Here is a 15212-nt window from a genome sequence, read left to right on the forward strand (position 1 = left end):
AGTACAAAACAATCTTTAATTGCATGAAATTCAAATTACTCATGTAGAACTAAGGAAATTTTATGATTAATTATTTTAATTCCGGCCAATAATCTTTATTTGCTTCAATTAAGTCATCTAAAATTTGTTTTGCCACAGATGCACTTGGTACTGTTTTTGAAAGTGTAATTGCTTGCCACAATTTTTGATAACTTCCTTCAATCCATGCTTCTACGACTAACTTCTCAACTGCTACTTGCTGTTCCATAAGTCCTTTTTGGAAACGTGGAATATTTCCGATAGTGATTTTTTCAAACCCATTCTTTCCTACAATACATGGAATCTCTACCATTGCTTCAGGATCAAAATTGGCTATTGAGCCTTCATTTGGTACAATAAGAAGCATTCTCTCTTTTGTATTTTCAGCAATTGCAGTAGCCAGATCAACAATATAACTAGCATGTGCATCTGCCTCAAAGGTTGTTCCTTCTGCTGTTCCCTTATCTATGATTCTATGGCATTCTTCAAAAACATTCTTTTCTCTATAATCCATTACCTCATTGGCTCTTGTATATTCCGGATTAGAATGTTCTACAACATAATCAGGGAATAAATAATACTTTAAGTAACTATTTGGAATATGTTCCGGATCGACCTTATACACATCCCTTGCTTTTACAAATGTATCATTCCAGCTAGGTTCCACATGTTGATTAAACTCAGAAGTTGCCAATGCAAATCCATGCTGCTCCATATGTTTTTTGATTGTAGGCATCAAATCATTGCCATCTTTATCATAAATATGTGACCACCAGCCAAAATGATTTAGACCAAAATATCTCACAGACATTTCTTTTCTGGATTTAAGACCACACATATTTGCCATCTTTTCTTCCAAATCAATTGGCATATCACAAATATTTAAAATCTTAGAATCCGGTCTTAATCTTCTGGTTGCTTCTGCAACAATTGCAGCAGGATTAGAATAATTCAACATCCAGGCATCTGGTGAATATTGTTCCATATAATCCAATAATTCTAAAATTCCGCCAATAGAACGCATTCCATACGCAATTCCTCCAGGACCGCATGTTTCCTGACCTAAAACCCCATATTTCAAAGGAATCTTTTCATCTAATTCACGCATAGCATATTTACCTACACGAATATGCGCCATACAGAAATCAATATCTGTAAATGCCTCTTCCGGATTGGTAGTATAAGAAAAAGCAACATCCGGAGCTTTTTCTTTAATTAAAATTTCACATGCTTTTGCAATAGGTTCTTGTCTTTTCTCATCATTATCATAAAATTTAAGTTGTCTGATTGGAAATCTATCTTTATTATCTAATAGCATAAGTGCAACTCCTGGTGTAAAGGTACTTCCACCGCCTGCTATTACAATTGAATATTTTTTCATTTCTAAGTCCTCCTATTATCTATAACAATTTTTCAAATTCCTCTCTTACACGGACTACTTTCAGTCCAATAATGATCTGTATAGAGGTTCCATTAATCACGGCACCATGTGCCCCTGCTGATTTAAATGCTTGTGGATCTTGTACCAAAGACTCATCTTTTACACTGACTCTAAGTCTTGTAGCACAGTTGTTAACTTCTGAGATATTATCTTTTCCACCTAAGGCATCCAAAAATGCCTGTGCTTTTGTTGTATAATCATCACTGCTGCTGCCTTTTTCTGCTGCTTTCTTCTCTTTATAGTCTGCTTTGGTAAATAATTTCGTCTCTTCTCCCTGCTCTTCACGTCCAGGTGTTCTGAAATTAAATTTCAAAATCAAAAAGCGGAACACAACAACATATATACCTATAAAAACGAATCCTATAATGAACTGTATCACATATGTAATTCCATGGCTCGCTCCCAGAGGTATCCAGTTCGATGCTGCAAATTCTATTCCTCCGCCTACAAAATACCCTACAACACCAAATATGTAACATGTCATGTCCAACAGAGCCGACAAAATTGAATGAACTAAGAATAAGACTGGTGCTTCAAATAAAAACGTAAATTCTAAAGGTTCTGTCACTCCACATAACACAGCAGTTAACGTCGCCGGTATAAGAAGTCCTGCTACCTTTTTACGATTTTCTTTTCTGGCAGTGGAATAGATTGCAAGTGCAATTCCTATACTGCCGAACATTTTTTCCATCCCATATAAGGCAAATCCACCTTGAGGAAATAATTCTTTAAGAGATTTGGTTGAATTTGCAAATTCATTTAAATGCTGCATCCAATAGGAAGCAATCCCTCCATCTACAACAAGGTTATCAAATTGGAACGGTGAATAAACAAAATGATGTAATCCTGTTGGTATAAGTATTCTATTTAGGAATGCATAAATCCCAACTCCTGCTGTACCGGAACCTGCAATAAAGTTTTGCATAGAACTTATACCCATTTGAACCTTTGGCCAAATCAATGCTACTAAAAATGCAACAGGTATCATTACAAAGAAGCAAATCATATATACAAACGTTGATCCTTTAAAAATACCTAAAAATTCCGGGAGTTCTGTATCAAAGAAACGATTATGAATATATACAACTATTGAAGATATCAAAATCGCCCCAATCATTCCCATGTCTAATGTTTGAATACCTGCTACGGTAGTGATACCTGTCCTACCACTTTCAAACACTACACCAAAACTATCACCCCAAAATGTAAAAATCTGATTTAAAAAATAATTGAATGTAAGAAATATTACTAATGCTTCCAAGCACGCCCTTGCATTCTGTTTCTTCGCTAATCCAATTGGAAGCGCTACGACGAAAACTAATGGCATGTTTTTGAAAATAGTCCATGATCCGCTTTCAACAACGCTCCAAATCTTGAACCACAAGGTTGTTTCATTAGCCAATGCTCCTACAATATCCGTATTCTTACATACAGAAGATATTCCTACCATTATACCTGCAAAGGCAAATAGCAGTACCGGCGTAAACATAGCACCGCCGAAACGTTGTACCTTTTCCATTATTTTACTTCCCATAACCTTCTCCTTCATAATCTTATTCTATTAAACGGCCATTTAATATATCATTATCTTATTATTAATTTCTAATTTATACAACACTTTTACCATTTTTAGGTATTTTGCATGTCCTTTAGTATATCTTCACAATTCACTGTGAGATTTCACAAAAAATGACACCAATCGCCATTTTCTGATAGCAATTAGTGTCTATTACTGTTATTGTTCTTTTTATCTTTCATAGTAAAATTTATGCAAAAATTAAGTGATTATTCTTTTAAACCAAATGTTTCTTCATATATTTTTTGTAAGTAATCCATATACTTTAAAACAAGTATTTCTACCACTACAAAAAATAATGAAGTAGTTTCATAATGCCTGTCACCAGATTCTACCGGTGAAGTTGAAATATATATATTTTCATCACACATTCCGGCTAAAGTATTCGATTTCATTCTCGTAAATGATATAGCTTTTACATTTTTTAATTTCAGTATTTTAGCCAATTCAACTGCCTGATCTGATTCTCCAGTCAAGGAAATAACTATGACCAGATCCTCATCTGTAAGCATATCGCATGCTAAAGCGACCTCACTTTCGCGTCCCTCAATATGATAGATACATACCTGTGCAGACAAAAAAGCTCTTTTCAACTCTTGGGCTACAAATGATTGTACCGCTCCCGTACCATATACAAAAACTCTGTTCGCCCCATATATCATATTACAGACTGCCGTAAAATCTTTTCCTTCCATATCATTAATCAATCTATGATAACTATAACAGACATCTGCAATTGAACTTCTGAAATTATGGTTCTGCAATTTTTCGCATTCTATTTTTAACCTTACCTTTAATTCGCTAAAACCAGAAAATTCTAATTTCTGGGCAAACCGCATAATTGTCGTTCTGGAAACATTACAATGTTTTGCCATATCTTCAATCGTATAGTTACCACATTTCTTTTTATTTTCTGAAATAAAATGCCAGATATAAATATCATTCTCATTTAATTTATTATAGTTCTTCCTTACTAATTCTTCTATACTCATTTATATTCCCTTTCTCTAATTGTTAGATTCACAAGTTCCTCATCCCTCTTAATTATTATAGCAAGAAGCTTATAAACAATCAAAAATTTTTTATTTATTATTAAGAATTCTAACTCTTACTATTTGAACTGGTATGCATAATTATTATAGAACTGGTTCTTCACAATAGTCCAGATATTGTTATAATAAGTATCAATTGAAATCAATTTAATATAAAAACCATTTCAGAAGGAGGATTTTCATGTCAGAAAACCGTTATGAATTAAATAAAGCATTAGCTCAAATGTTAAAAGGCGGCGTTATAATGGACGTCACAACGCCGGAACAAGCCAAAATCGCACAAGAAGCAGGTGCCTGCGCTGTTATGGCTCTCGAAAGAATTCCTGCAGATATTCGTGCGGCAGGTGGAGTTTCACGTACCAGTGACCCCAAAATGATCCAGAGCATCCAGGATGCCGTATCAATTCCCGTTATGGCCAAAGCAAGAATCGGACATTTTGTAGAAGCGCAGATCCTCGAAGCAATTGAAATCGACTATATCGACGAAAGCGAAGTATTATCTCCTGCAGACGATGTATATCATATAGACAAAACAAGATTTAAAGTTCCATTTGTCTGTGGTGCCAAAGATTTAGGAGAAGCACTCAGGCGAATCAATGAAGGCGCTTCCATGATTCGTACCAAAGGAGAACCGGGCACAGGGGACATTGTCCAGGCAGTACGTCATATGCGAAAAATGAACCGGCAGATTGGCGAACTGGTTTCTTTACAGGAAAATGAATTATTTCATGCTGCCAAAGAACTTCAGGTCCCTTTTGAATTAGTACAATATGTCCATGACAACAAACGTCTTCCTGTTGTCAATTTTGCTGCAGGAGGAATTGCAACTCCAGCAGATGCTGCACTGATGATGCAGTTAGGAGCCGAAGGTGTCTTTGTCGGTTCTGGGATATTTAAATCCAAAAATCCACAAAAACGTGCAGCATCCATAGTAAAAGCAGTGACTAATTACAATGACCCTAAAATATTAGCAGAATTATCATCTGACCTTGGTGAAGCAATGGTCGGAATTAATGAACAGGAAATTCAGCTGCTAATGGCCGAACGCGGTATTTAGCAGAAAGGATACCTTCATGAAAATTGGAATATTAGCATTACAAGGTGCCTTTTGGGAACATGCCGGCAAATTAAAAGAGTTAGGCGTCGAATCATTTGAAATCAGAAAAAAAACAGATCTGCAACAGAGTTACGATGGTCTTATTCTTCCGGGAGGAGAAAGTACAGTAATGGGAAAACTTTTAAAAGAATTAGATTTATTTCAACCTCTTTATGAAAAAATCAAAGATGGTCTTCCTGTACTTGCTACCTGTTCAGGCTTGATCCTTCTGGCCTCTGAACTATCAAATGATTCTAATTCCTATTTTGCTACCATGCCAATTAAAGTACGAAGAAATGCTTACGGCAGACAACTCGGAAGTTTTTCGGTATCAGCAGATGTCAAAAATATCGGAAAGGTCCCATTAGTATTTATCCGGGCCCCATATATTGAATCCGTAGAAAATTCCGTTGAAGTATTAGCAACCGTAAATGACCGAATCGTAGCAGCCCGTTATCAAAATCAACTCGGTCTTGCGTTTCATCCTGAAATTACTCAGGATTCTTCGATACACCGTTACTTTATATCAATCTGCAAGAATCCTGTCCCAATAATTTAAATGTAAAGTCACAGAATAAAAATGAAAACTCATATTCTGTGACTTTATAGCTATCCACGTACATAAACAATATTGTTTTTCCCTCTTTTTTTGGCTTGATACATTGCACGATCTGCAGATTTGAATAATTCTTCTATGGATTGTAGTCCTCTATGTCTGACCAGACCGGAACTAATTGTAATATGAGTTATCTGTCCATTCTCTGCCAATACAAAGGTGTGATTCAATAATTCTGTACGGATTTTTTCTAAAATAGCAATTACATTTTCTTCATGAAGATTTGAAAAAATAATAGCAAATTCTTCTCCACCAAAACGTATCGGATAACCTATTCTATTAACATATTTCTTAAATAGTTTAGAAAGGTACAATAAAACTTCGTCTCCTTTGGCATGTCCATATGTATCATTAATAACTTTAAAATTATCAATATCTAAAACTGCCAAATATACCAGATTCCCTTGCTCTATTTCACCATGCAGTACATCAAACATTACTTTTCTATTATACAATCCGGTCAGGGTGTCACGGTTCAATTGTTCCGATAACTCCGTTTGTTTCTGATAACATTGTAACATAAAATTCATTCTTTCCCTTTCTCTTTGTATTAGCAAAGAAGCAATTCCATCAGAACAAACCGTAATGATGATTGCTACTACTATTTCAAAAGGGAGTTCCTTATCACCTGCCCGCAATTCAACCGCACTTATAATACCTGCTAATATTAACGATATAATACTTAAGACCGTTAACAACCGTGTGATTTTTATATTTCCAAATGTAATCGAAATATAAATAGCAATCACTGGTGCACATAATACCGGTACAAATACATAATGAGTTAATTCCACACATACACATAAAAAAAAGCAAACCATACAAATCGTAATATTTTTAAATGTTTCAGAATATCGTTCTGATTTTAATAATAGATATCCTATCACTAAAACTATAATATTAAAAACAGAAGGGATTATTAAAAATCTTATTAAAAATATTGGTATTGAAAAACATAACAATCCTACCCTCTCATCATAAAGAAATATAATAACTTCCGTCAAAAAGATAACAAATGCAATTATGCTAAATCTTTTAAACAGCAACATCCTCCAACGTTTATTTAGCATATCAATAGTCTCTATAATAGTTCACCCCTTTAACCATTATTTTTCAAATATTTACATTATAACACACCTTATGCTTCTGTGCACAATTAAAAAAGAGCGGACATGCCGCTCTCTTGATAATTAAGATAATGATACACAATAATTTTTAATGGCTCTGCTGACAAATTCAGCTGTTCCCTCTCCTCCCATCCGGTCTATGGAATCTTTCATTCTGCCATCTGCAATATACATTTCACCTAAACCTGCCAGGATTTCATTCGTACAAGTATAATATCCTTTCGTAATACAGTGTTGAAGTTTCATGACTTGCTTCCTGACTACTTCCAAATCGACATCTAAATCTAACATTTTACCAAATTCAGCAAAAATCTGTGTCATTTCTTGGTTGATTTGTTTCCAGTCTTCCTTGGAATATTTTCCTGTCTTAGTTTCAAATTCCTTATAGGCATCCGTCTCTTGCCACTTTTCTTTCGCTTCTTTTGCGTATTCATCTATTTTCTGTGTATTAAATGCTGAAAAATCCATTTTTTTCACTCCTGTTAATTTTATTTCAAAAGCAAGGTTAATTAATTCATCCAGACGTTCTCTTTTCATTTGAAGCAATGCAATTTGTTGTTCGAGCGCTTTCTTCTTATCAAATCCGGGACTATCTATTATTTGCTTAATTTCCTTTAAAGAAAACTGCAATTCACGAAACAGTAAAATCTGCTGCAAACGTTCTAAGGCTGTATCGTCATACAGTCTATATTTTGACTTCGTCACTTCATTCGGATGTAATAATCCAATCTTATCATAATAATGCAGAGTGCGTACGCTCACTCCTGTGCGTTTACTTACTTGATTTACTGTCATCATATCTTTAACCTCCTTTTGATATCATAATCATAAACTATGACCTAATGTCAGAGTCAATACTTTTTTAAAATTTTTTAAATTACACCAAATTAAATGCCTTAAATAAAGTTGTGGTTATAAAACATACCCCAAATGCTATTGCGGTAGGAATTATAAAGGATAGTGCTGTCCATTTTATGCTTCCACTCTCCTTTTTTATTGTTAATAAAGTAGTCCCACAAGGCCAATGCAGTAAACTGAAAAGCATAACATTCAATGCCGTAAGATAAGTCCATCCATGTTCTAATAATATCTTTTTTAAGGAATCTATATTTTCAAACTCAACCATACTGCCTGTAGACAAATAAGCCATCATAAGTATCGGAAGTACAATTTCATTGGCGGGAAGCCCTAGTATAAAAGCCATTAAAATATATCCATCCAGCCCTATTATTTGAGCAATCGGATTAAGGAAAGAAGCTCCATAACTGATAATACTAAGATTTCCAATATAAACATTACCCAATATCCAAGTAATTGCACCTGCCGGCGCAGCTATAATTACCGCCCTCCAGAGTACAAAGATAGTCCTGTCGATCATTGATGTATACAATACCCTTCCTATTTGAGGGACTCGATAAGGCGGTAATTCTAAAGTAAAGGTTGACGGTATTCCTTTTAACAAAGTTTTCGATAATAAATAGGAAACCAGCAAAGTTACTAAAATTCCAATTACGACTAAACCAGTAATAAAAAGCACAGGAATCATACCAGAACCCATTCTTCCTTTTACAACAAAAAAAGTCATTGAAATTGTTATTAGTGTGGGAAACCTTCCATTACAAGGTACAAAATTATTTGTTAAAATTGCAATAATTCTTTCTCTTGGAGAATCGATAATTCTACATGAAATTACTCCAGCTGCATTACATCCTAATCCCATACACATTGTTAAGCATTGCTTCCCATGAGCACACGCTTTTTTAAAAAGATGATCCAGATTAAAAGCTACTCTGGGCAGATAGCCCAAATCTTCTAAAATAGTAAGTAATGGGAAAAAAATAGCCATTGGGGGAAGCATCACTGAAATTACCCATGCAAGAGTTCTATATAATCCCAAAACAACTACTCCATGAAGCCATTTCGCTGCATGTATGTTCATAAATAATTCAGTCAACTTATCTTCGAGTCCAAATAGAACTGATGCGATCAACTCAGACGGTTTGTTCGCACCAACGATCGTAAGCCAGAATACTGCCGCTAATGTTAATAACATAATAGGAATTCCAAATTTTTTAGAAGTAATATAGTTATCAATCATTCTTTCTCGATTTCTTTTCATATGATCTTCATTCACACACTTATTCCGAACTTCTTCTGCTTTCTTATAAATCTGTTCTGTAATTTTGTCTCTAAGTATTATTCTTTCTCTTGTTTCTATTTTATTAATTTCATCTAACAATTCTGGATTTTGTTTTAAGCACTTGCTAAGAATGGAATCAAGAAATTTAGGCTCTGAATCTAGAGCTCTTAATGCAATCCATCTAAGATTCATTCTCCCCTTATATTGATTAAAGAAAGGTTCCAATAAGGACTGCATAGATTGGATTTTATCTTCTACTTCTTTGGAATACTCCATTAATACGGGAAAAAACTTTGCATTTTGGTTCGTTACCTGAAATACGATTTCCTTAAGTTCATTCATTCCTATTCCTTGTCTTGCAGCACATAATACTACTGGTATTCCTAATTCCTTTTGTAATCTTTTTTTATTTATGATTATATTTCTCTTTACAGCTTCATCGATCAAATTTATACATAAAATTACATTTTTAGTTAATTCCATTACTTGAATTACCAGATTTAGATTTCTTTCAATGCAAGTTGCATCTGCTACTACAATAACTGCATCTGCATTTCCAAAAAGCAAAAATTCTCTGGCTACTTCCTCCTCCACAGAGGATGCAAATAAAGAATAAGTTCCCGGAAGATCAACCAATATATTATTTCTTCCTTTATATGTAAATTCTCCTCTTGCATTCACTACGGTTTTACCAGGCCAGTTTCCTGTATGCTGGTGTAATCCAGTTAAAGAATTAAATACAGTACTTTTACCTGTATTCGGATTACCGGCTAGAGCAATAACAGCTTCTCCATTATTCTTTTTAATATAAAACATATCTGTTAATGAAGCATTTTGAGTTGACTGAAATGTTAATCCCATTACGAGCCTCCCGGTATATCTTCTATTTTGACATAAGATTCTTTCTTTGGAAACACCTCTTCCATCGGATAGATTGAAATTAAAAACGCCTCTTCTTTTCTAAGAGCAATCATAGCTCCACGTATATTATAAACAGTTGGATCTCCAAAAGGTCCTTTTCTGACTACTTCTATTCGGGTTCCTTTGGTAAGTCCAAGTGCTAACATCCTTTCTCTTAACATTCCGGTAGATAATAATTCATCAACTGTAACACAACTTCCTACGGCTGCATGATCCAATTTTGGCATACCATTCCCCACCCTGATTCAATTAATAGTTCTAAGTTATTTTATAATATGTAAAATATGCGTAGCTGTGAACAGTAAAAAAACACTCCATAACTCGTCAAAAAAACATTCTAAAATCCGAAAAACTTTTGATATAATATAAAATAACAATTCATAAAATAATTCTATATAAACATTTTGAAAAGGGAGTAATCATGAAATCAAAATACAGAACTTATATTTTTATATCAGTAGAAGTCGTTCTTTATCTAACATTTTTATACTTTGATATACAAAATGCACTAAATGAAGGTTCGGAATTTAAATATGTTAACATTATAAAATATATATCTATATTTCTATGCTTTTTATTCAGTCTGGCAGAAGGAATACTTAGAAATCATCTATCAGTTTTAACATTTGCACTGGGTTTTTCAGCGATAGCAGATATTTTTTTAATTTTTACCTCTTATTTTAGTATAGGGATTTTCTTTTTTATTTGTGTTCAGACTTGTTATCGTTACATACTTTCAGGTAAGAAAGGTGTTTTCAAAATGTATGTTTTTTGCTTTATAGTCTGTGCAATCAGCTATACTATTTTGATAATCTTAAACCTTTCTGTTAATATAACTACCATGATTGCAATTTTCTATTCTTGTTTTTTAATTTGCAATGTAATAAAAGCCTGCTTGAAAGCTTTTACTTCCAACCAGACCTCTCTTACTATTTTTTGCGCAGGAATCATACTGCTTTTTCTATGTGATATAAATGTCGGACTTTATAATTCTAAAGCTATTTTTAACTATGATTTTTCGTTTATACCTTCTTTTTTTATAGAGTTCTCCACGATAGGAATGTGGCTGTTCTATTTACCTTCACAAATAATAATGGCTCTTCTCAGTCTAAAGCCGGTGCACTTCTCTTTTTATAAATGAAATACAAAGCAAGACCGCTTAGCATCATTACTAAAATAATTAAAACTGCACAATGGAGAAAATAAGTATCAGGTAAAATACCTATAACCGGATCTGTCTCAATGGAAAAAATCCAATAATCATTCCGAAAGAAAATCTTATGGAACAAAATAAATAATTGATTAAAATTTAATGCAATTGCAATTCCAACTACAACAGGAATTATGAAAATTAATATTGCTGCATTTCTTAAAAATTTAAGTGAACAATCTTTTTTCTTTTTATATATAACGAAAGGTATCAAAATCAGTCCTGTAATTACAAACAAATAGTAAAAACTTATAAAAATCCGTTTCACTTCTTTAAAATGCTGCAAGCCTGTTTCTGAAGATTTCAATGTTGGAAAATTAAGTTCTCCTCTATAAAATGGAGAATTATAATCTATTAGAGCATTATAATTTTCTACAATTTCTTCTTTTTCCATGCCGGAAGTTTCTTCTATTTTCAGCAATGAAATATCGAAATAATATATTGGTCTCAAATTTAGAACCAATATAACTCCTGCAGACATAAAAAATAACGTAAAAAGTATTCCAATTATTAAGTCTGTGAAAATATTTATATTGCTTAACTTTGCTTTTTCCATAATAAATCCCTCTCTTTTGTCAGCTTTTATTATCGCTTATATTTATCAGATTTTTCCCCATACATTCTCTCATCTGCTTTCTTCATTAATTCGTCTATCGTCAATCCATCTTCTGGACATCGACTGACTCCAAATGAAATACCGACTTTACAGATATTATTTTCAATATTTACAGCCTCACAAAAGTATTCTCTTAACCTGTCAATAACAGCGACTAAATTTGCTTCAATAACTAAATCTGTAAATAGTAATACAAATTCATCTCCTCCAAGACGTGCAAGTGTATCTTTTTTCCGTATTGCAGAAAGCATCCGTTTTGAAATTTCTAATAATAATTTATCTCCTATATCATGACCATAACGGTCATTTATATTTTTAAACCCATCTAAATCCATAAATATTACTGCAAATTTTTCACCTGTCATTTTATAATTCTCAATTGCCTGATTTAATTTATTATCAAATAATCTTCGGTTAGCCAAATTCGTCAATTTATCATAATTTGCCAAATTCTCTAACGTTTGTGTCAATTTTTTATACTCTGTAACGTTATGAAGACTTACTACTACACCCAAAAAACCATCTAGTTTATTTTCAGCTATGGAATAAGAGGCAACAGCATCAATAATATTCCCTTCACCATCAATTAACTCTGCCTCCACATTTCTCGGTGCTCTCTTTTGAAACAGATTAATAAGATATTCTTTTGGATATTTCTTAGAATCATAATAATCAAATAGGGATTTTCCTATCATTTCTTCTGCCTTATATTTCATGAGACTTGCTGTTGCCTGATTACATCGTACAATAATTCCATTTCTGTCAATCATAATAATTGGATCCAATACTGTTTCCAAAATCAACTCCGGGGTGGCAGCTTCATTAACATTTAATAATTTGTAATTCCTTACAATTAATAAAGAACCCACTCCCCAAAAAATTGAAATAATATTAAATAAAGGCGGAAAATCGCTTCCAAATATAGGTAGTATTAAGTCAGTAATATATCCAAAAATTATCAAAAACGAATCTACCAGAATTATATTTTTAATTTGTTTTAAAAATTTAATCCGGTTCTCCCTTTTTGCCCATTGATAAGTAAAATATAATGCAACCCCTATATAAACAGCCATCTGGACTAAATATATCCAATACCATTCGGATTCTATATTCGAAATGTAAGTCCACCCTAAACCTATATTACTTTTTTTAATCCCTTTCGCAATAGGAGACTCGTTGCTAAAAAAAGTTTTAATTAGTAATATAAAAGGCAATAAATATAAGCTTACATATATTCTGAGCCTGTTATGATTCTTAGCCTTTTCAGAGAGAATCAAAAAGAAATGTGTCGCAAACGGACAAAACATAATCCAGCCAATTGCGCTTATTTTGTGCCAGATCATCGCTTCATTTGCTGTATCTGACATATAAAAAAATACAAATGCAAAATCCCAGATAGCAAAACAAAAATCTACACAGGCACCGATTATATTTATTTCTTGTTTTGGATTAAGTTTTATAATATATAGTCCTAATAGAACGAAGCTATAAAAATTAAAAAAGGATAGTAAAGATAATAAAAACATAGTTTTACCTCATATAATTATTTCCTTCTGAATTTTCAATTTTAAACAAACATTCAAAATTTCTCATGAAATCAAGTATACTATATGGGTTTCTAATAAAATCTATGCTACCTATTTTAAAAGAACTACATTTTAAGAAAAAAACTCTAAATATATTAAGTTTTTATTGTATTTTTTACAAAGTTAGTGTAAATTTAAACCGTATCAAAAAAACGGTGGTAAGGAATTGAGCTATAAACTCATTCTAACAAAAACGAAAGATGGAAGGAAGTAAAAATATGTTTACATGTAAAAATCTTTTTGACAATGAAAATATAAAAATAATTTCACAAATGGGAAATATAAAAGTTTTGGAACATCAAATGGACTTAAGCGTATTACCAGGTAATGCTATCGACGCTTACTATTCAGCCAAAATGAATATTCGTAAAAGACAAGTTGTAATTGAGCTTAATGATAATTCCTATACACTATCTTCAGGTTCAATGCAATGGACTTGCGGTAACATCCAAATGACATCAGGAATAAAAGGTGTTGGTGACTTTTTAGGAAAAGCCTTGTCTGCGAAAGTATCAAAGGAATCAGCTATTAAACCAGAGTATAAAGGGACAGGATTAATAATGCTTGAACCTACTTTTAAACATATATTATTAGAAAATATTGCTGATTGGGATGGACTTGTATTGGAAGACGGATTATTCTTAGCTTGTGATTCAACTGTAAAACAAACAATTACTGCAAGATCTAATTTATCTTCTGCCGCTTTAGGTGGTGAAGGTTTATTTAACCTCTGCTTACAAGGTAACGGTGTTGCTGTTCTTGAAAGTCCTGTTCCAAGAGAAGAATTAATTGTATTTGATTTAAAAGATGATGAATTAAAAATAGATGGAAACATGGCAATAGCATGGTCTAAATCTTTAAAATTTACAGTTGAAAAATCTTCAAAAAGTTTAGTCACTTCTGCTGTTTCCGGAGAAGGATTTGTCAATGTATATCGTGGAACCGGAAAAGTTCTTATGGCACCAACACGTTAATTTCACTTACTAATTTTAAAAATCTAAATACATAATATCTATCATTTTACGCATCCTAACTAAGAAGTGAGGTGATATAATGATAGATAATGACGAGCTGCCAATTGGTTTTACAATGGAACTTGCACTTCATTCAGATGTTCTTAATAAATTTGCCCGCTTACCTAAAGAAGAACAAGATTCTATAACAAATGGAGCACGACAAGTAAACAGTCATGATGAAATGCGAAATTATGTAGAATCTATTTTCAAGTAAATACTCCCTAAATGGGAGTATTACTTTTTTTAACTCTTTTATGCAACAATTTCTATCATATTCTGTTCTGGATCTAAAATACAGCTTTCATAATAACCGTCTCCAGTTGTTCTTGGTCCACTGATAACTTGATATCCATCATCTTTTAGAGTTTCTGTTAGTTCATCTACTTTCTCTTGATTCCCTACACTAAAAGCCACATGAATATAACCGCACCTCTCTAATGTCCCTTCTTTTTGAGTCACATTAGGTTTATTCATAATTTCTATCCTTGTCCCATCTTCAAAAGATAAAAAATATGTTTGCAGCCCTGTTTTTACATTATGATATTTTGAATTCGCCGACGCTCCAAAATATTTAATATAAAAATCTTTCATTGCTTCCAAATCATTCACGTATAATGCAATATGATTTACCTGCATCATCACAACCCCTTTCCTTATTAATAAACATCATTGTATCACTAAACTATATTTATGAATAGCTTTTCATTAAAGTTTAACCATTTAACTCTTATTCAGAAAAAAGGACCTAATTCAAAGATTTACTTTGATTAGACCCACTTTTCCTAAAATATATTAGA

15 protein-coding genes are annotated in these 15212 nt (G+C 32.8%); 5 read left to right on the top strand and 10 right to left on the bottom strand.

Features of this window, described 5'->3' with window-relative positions; genetic code table 11:
- Positions 1 to 70: 70 nt before the first annotated feature.
- The 3 genes from DWV06_RS15275 to DWV06_RS15285 all read right to left on the bottom strand — a co-directional run bounded on the left by DWV06_RS15275 (position 71) and on the right by DWV06_RS15285 (position 4027).
- Positions 71 to 1399 carry a 6-phospho-alpha-glucosidase gene (locus DWV06_RS15275; RefSeq protein ID WP_115483040.1) on the bottom strand — a complete coding sequence of 443 codons (1329 nt, stop codon included), beginning with the start codon at positions 1397 to 1399 and terminating at the stop codon, positions 71 to 73.
- A gap of 19 nt (positions 1400 to 1418) precedes the next feature.
- On the bottom strand, positions 1419 to 2993 hold the full coding sequence (locus tag DWV06_RS15280; protein ID WP_331463340.1) for an alpha-glucoside-specific PTS transporter subunit IIBC: 1575 nt from the start codon (positions 2991 to 2993) through the stop codon (positions 1419 to 1421).
- Between the two features lie 251 nt (positions 2994 to 3244).
- Positions 3245 to 4027: a MurR/RpiR family transcriptional regulator gene (locus DWV06_RS15285; RefSeq protein WP_115483041.1), complete on the bottom strand. Its 783-nt coding sequence runs from the start codon at positions 4025 to 4027 to the stop codon at positions 3245 to 3247.
- Between the two features lie 241 nt (positions 4028 to 4268).
- Between DWV06_RS15285 and pdxS the strand changes: the two genes are divergently transcribed.
- Together pdxS and pdxT are read left to right on the top strand one after the other, a co-directional pair.
- Positions 4269 to 5144, top strand: a complete 876-nt coding sequence (gene pdxS / locus DWV06_RS15290) for a pyridoxal 5'-phosphate synthase lyase subunit PdxS (protein WP_115483042.1) — start codon at positions 4269 to 4271, stop codon at positions 5142 to 5144.
- Positions 5145 to 5160: 16 nt separating this feature from the next.
- Entirely contained in the window at positions 5161 to 5742 is a 582-nt protein-coding gene (gene pdxT, locus DWV06_RS15295) for a pyridoxal 5'-phosphate synthase glutaminase subunit PdxT (protein WP_115483043.1), read from the top strand.
- Between the two features lie 50 nt (positions 5743 to 5792).
- Here pdxT and DWV06_RS15300 read toward each other — a convergent pair whose 3' ends face one another.
- The 4 genes from DWV06_RS15300 to DWV06_RS15315 form a co-directional block, all read right to left on the bottom strand.
- Complete coding sequence (locus DWV06_RS15300) at positions 5793 to 6848, bottom strand: GGDEF domain-containing protein (RefSeq protein WP_205027774.1); 1056 nt, start codon at positions 6846 to 6848, stop codon at positions 5793 to 5795.
- Between the two features lie 141 nt (positions 6849 to 6989).
- Positions 6990 to 7724, bottom strand: coding sequence for a MerR family transcriptional regulator (locus tag DWV06_RS15305; protein ID WP_115483045.1), 735 nt, complete (start codon positions 7722 to 7724; stop codon positions 6990 to 6992).
- A 79-nt stretch (positions 7725 to 7803) separates the two neighbouring features.
- Entirely contained in the window at positions 7804 to 9927 is a 2124-nt protein-coding gene (gene feoB / locus DWV06_RS15310; protein ID WP_115483046.1) for a ferrous iron transport protein B, read from the bottom strand.
- A complete protein-coding gene (locus DWV06_RS15315; protein WP_115483047.1) occupies positions 9927 to 10214 on the bottom strand; it encodes a FeoA family protein in 288 nt (95 codons plus the stop codon). Before DWV06_RS15315 ends, feoB begins: the two co-directional genes overlap by 1 nt.
- Before the next feature lie 194 nt (positions 10215 to 10408).
- Here DWV06_RS15315 and DWV06_RS19125 point away from each other — a divergent pair, with 194 nt between their 5' ends.
- Positions 10409 to 11128, top strand: coding sequence for a lysoplasmalogenase family protein (locus DWV06_RS19125; RefSeq protein WP_115483048.1), 720 nt, complete (start codon positions 10409 to 10411; stop codon positions 11126 to 11128).
- On the opposite strand, the gene DWV06_RS15325 is transcribed toward DWV06_RS19125, so the two are convergent.
- Together DWV06_RS15325 and DWV06_RS15330 are read right to left on the bottom strand one after the other, a co-directional pair.
- Complete coding sequence (locus tag DWV06_RS15325) at positions 11091 to 11753, bottom strand: TIGR01906 family membrane protein (protein WP_115483049.1); 663 nt, start codon at positions 11751 to 11753, stop codon at positions 11091 to 11093. The genes DWV06_RS19125 and DWV06_RS15325 overlap by 38 nt on opposite strands.
- Positions 11754 to 11782: 29 nt before the next feature.
- Positions 11783 to 13339 carry a diguanylate cyclase domain-containing protein gene (locus DWV06_RS15330; RefSeq protein WP_115483050.1) on the bottom strand — a complete coding sequence of 519 codons (1557 nt, stop codon included), beginning with the start codon at positions 13337 to 13339 and terminating at the stop codon, positions 11783 to 11785.
- A gap of 278 nt (positions 13340 to 13617) precedes the next feature.
- Between DWV06_RS15330 and DWV06_RS15335 the strand changes: the two genes are divergently transcribed.
- Together DWV06_RS15335 and DWV06_RS18650 are read left to right on the top strand one after the other, a co-directional pair.
- Positions 13618 to 14373 carry an AIM24 family protein gene (locus DWV06_RS15335; protein ID WP_115483051.1) on the top strand — a complete coding sequence of 252 codons (756 nt, stop codon included), beginning with the start codon at positions 13618 to 13620 and terminating at the stop codon, positions 14371 to 14373.
- A 79-nt stretch (positions 14374 to 14452) separates the two neighbouring features.
- On the top strand, positions 14453 to 14629 hold the full coding sequence (locus tag DWV06_RS18650; RefSeq protein WP_193726031.1) for a hypothetical protein: 177 nt from the start codon (positions 14453 to 14455) through the stop codon (positions 14627 to 14629).
- 38 nt (positions 14630 to 14667) lie between these two features.
- Here the strand turns inward: DWV06_RS18650 and DWV06_RS15340 are convergent, their stop codons facing one another.
- Positions 14668 to 15051 (bottom strand): VOC family protein, encoded by a 384-nt coding sequence (locus DWV06_RS15340; protein WP_115483052.1) that lies wholly within the window; start codon positions 15049 to 15051, stop codon positions 14668 to 14670.
- Between the last annotated feature and the right edge of the window lie 161 nt (positions 15052 to 15212).

This window comes from Anaerosacchariphilus polymeriproducens, from assembly GCF_003363435.1.
GTDB lineage: Bacteria > Bacillota > Clostridia > Lachnospirales > Lachnospiraceae > Anaerosacchariphilus > Anaerosacchariphilus polymeriproducens.

Coding starts and splice junctions, on each gene's coding strand:
- DWV06_RS15275 (WP_115483040.1), bottom strand. CDS start 1,399: ATGAAAAAATATTCAATTGTAATAGCAGGCGGTGGAAGTACCTTTACA.
- DWV06_RS15280 (WP_331463340.1), bottom strand. CDS start 2,993: ATGGGAAGTAAAATAATGGAAAAGGTACAACGTTTCGGCGGTGCTATG.
- DWV06_RS15285 (WP_115483041.1), bottom strand. CDS start 4,027: ATGAGTATAGAAGAATTAGTAAGGAAGAACTATAATAAATTAAATGAG.
- pdxS (WP_115483042.1), top strand. CDS start 4,269: ATGTCAGAAAACCGTTATGAATTAAATAAAGCATTAGCTCAAATGTTA.
- pdxT (WP_115483043.1), top strand. CDS start 5,161: ATGAAAATTGGAATATTAGCATTACAAGGTGCCTTTTGGGAACATGCC.
- DWV06_RS15300 (WP_205027774.1), bottom strand. CDS start 6,848: ATGTTGCTGTTTAAAAGATTTAGCATAATTGCATTTGTTATCTTTTTG.
- DWV06_RS15305 (WP_115483045.1), bottom strand. CDS start 7,724: ATGATGACAGTAAATCAAGTAAGTAAACGCACAGGAGTGAGCGTACGC.
- feoB (WP_115483046.1), bottom strand. CDS start 9,927: ATGGGATTAACATTTCAGTCAACTCAAAATGCTTCATTAACAGATATG.
- DWV06_RS15315 (WP_115483047.1), bottom strand. CDS start 10,214: ATGCCAAAATTGGATCATGCAGCCGTAGGAAGTTGTGTTACAGTTGAT.
- DWV06_RS19125 (WP_115483048.1), top strand. CDS start 10,409: ATGAAATCAAAATACAGAACTTATATTTTTATATCAGTAGAAGTCGTT.
- DWV06_RS15325 (WP_115483049.1), bottom strand. CDS start 11,753: ATGGAAAAAGCAAAGTTAAGCAATATAAATATTTTCACAGACTTAATA.
- DWV06_RS15330 (WP_115483050.1), bottom strand. CDS start 13,339: ATGTTTTTATTATCTTTACTATCCTTTTTTAATTTTTATAGCTTCGTT.
- DWV06_RS15335 (WP_115483051.1), top strand. CDS start 13,618: ATGTTTACATGTAAAAATCTTTTTGACAATGAAAATATAAAAATAATT.
- DWV06_RS18650 (WP_193726031.1), top strand. CDS start 14,453: ATGATAGATAATGACGAGCTGCCAATTGGTTTTACAATGGAACTTGCA.
- DWV06_RS15340 (WP_115483052.1), bottom strand. CDS start 15,051: ATGCAGGTAAATCATATTGCATTATACGTGAATGATTTGGAAGCAATG.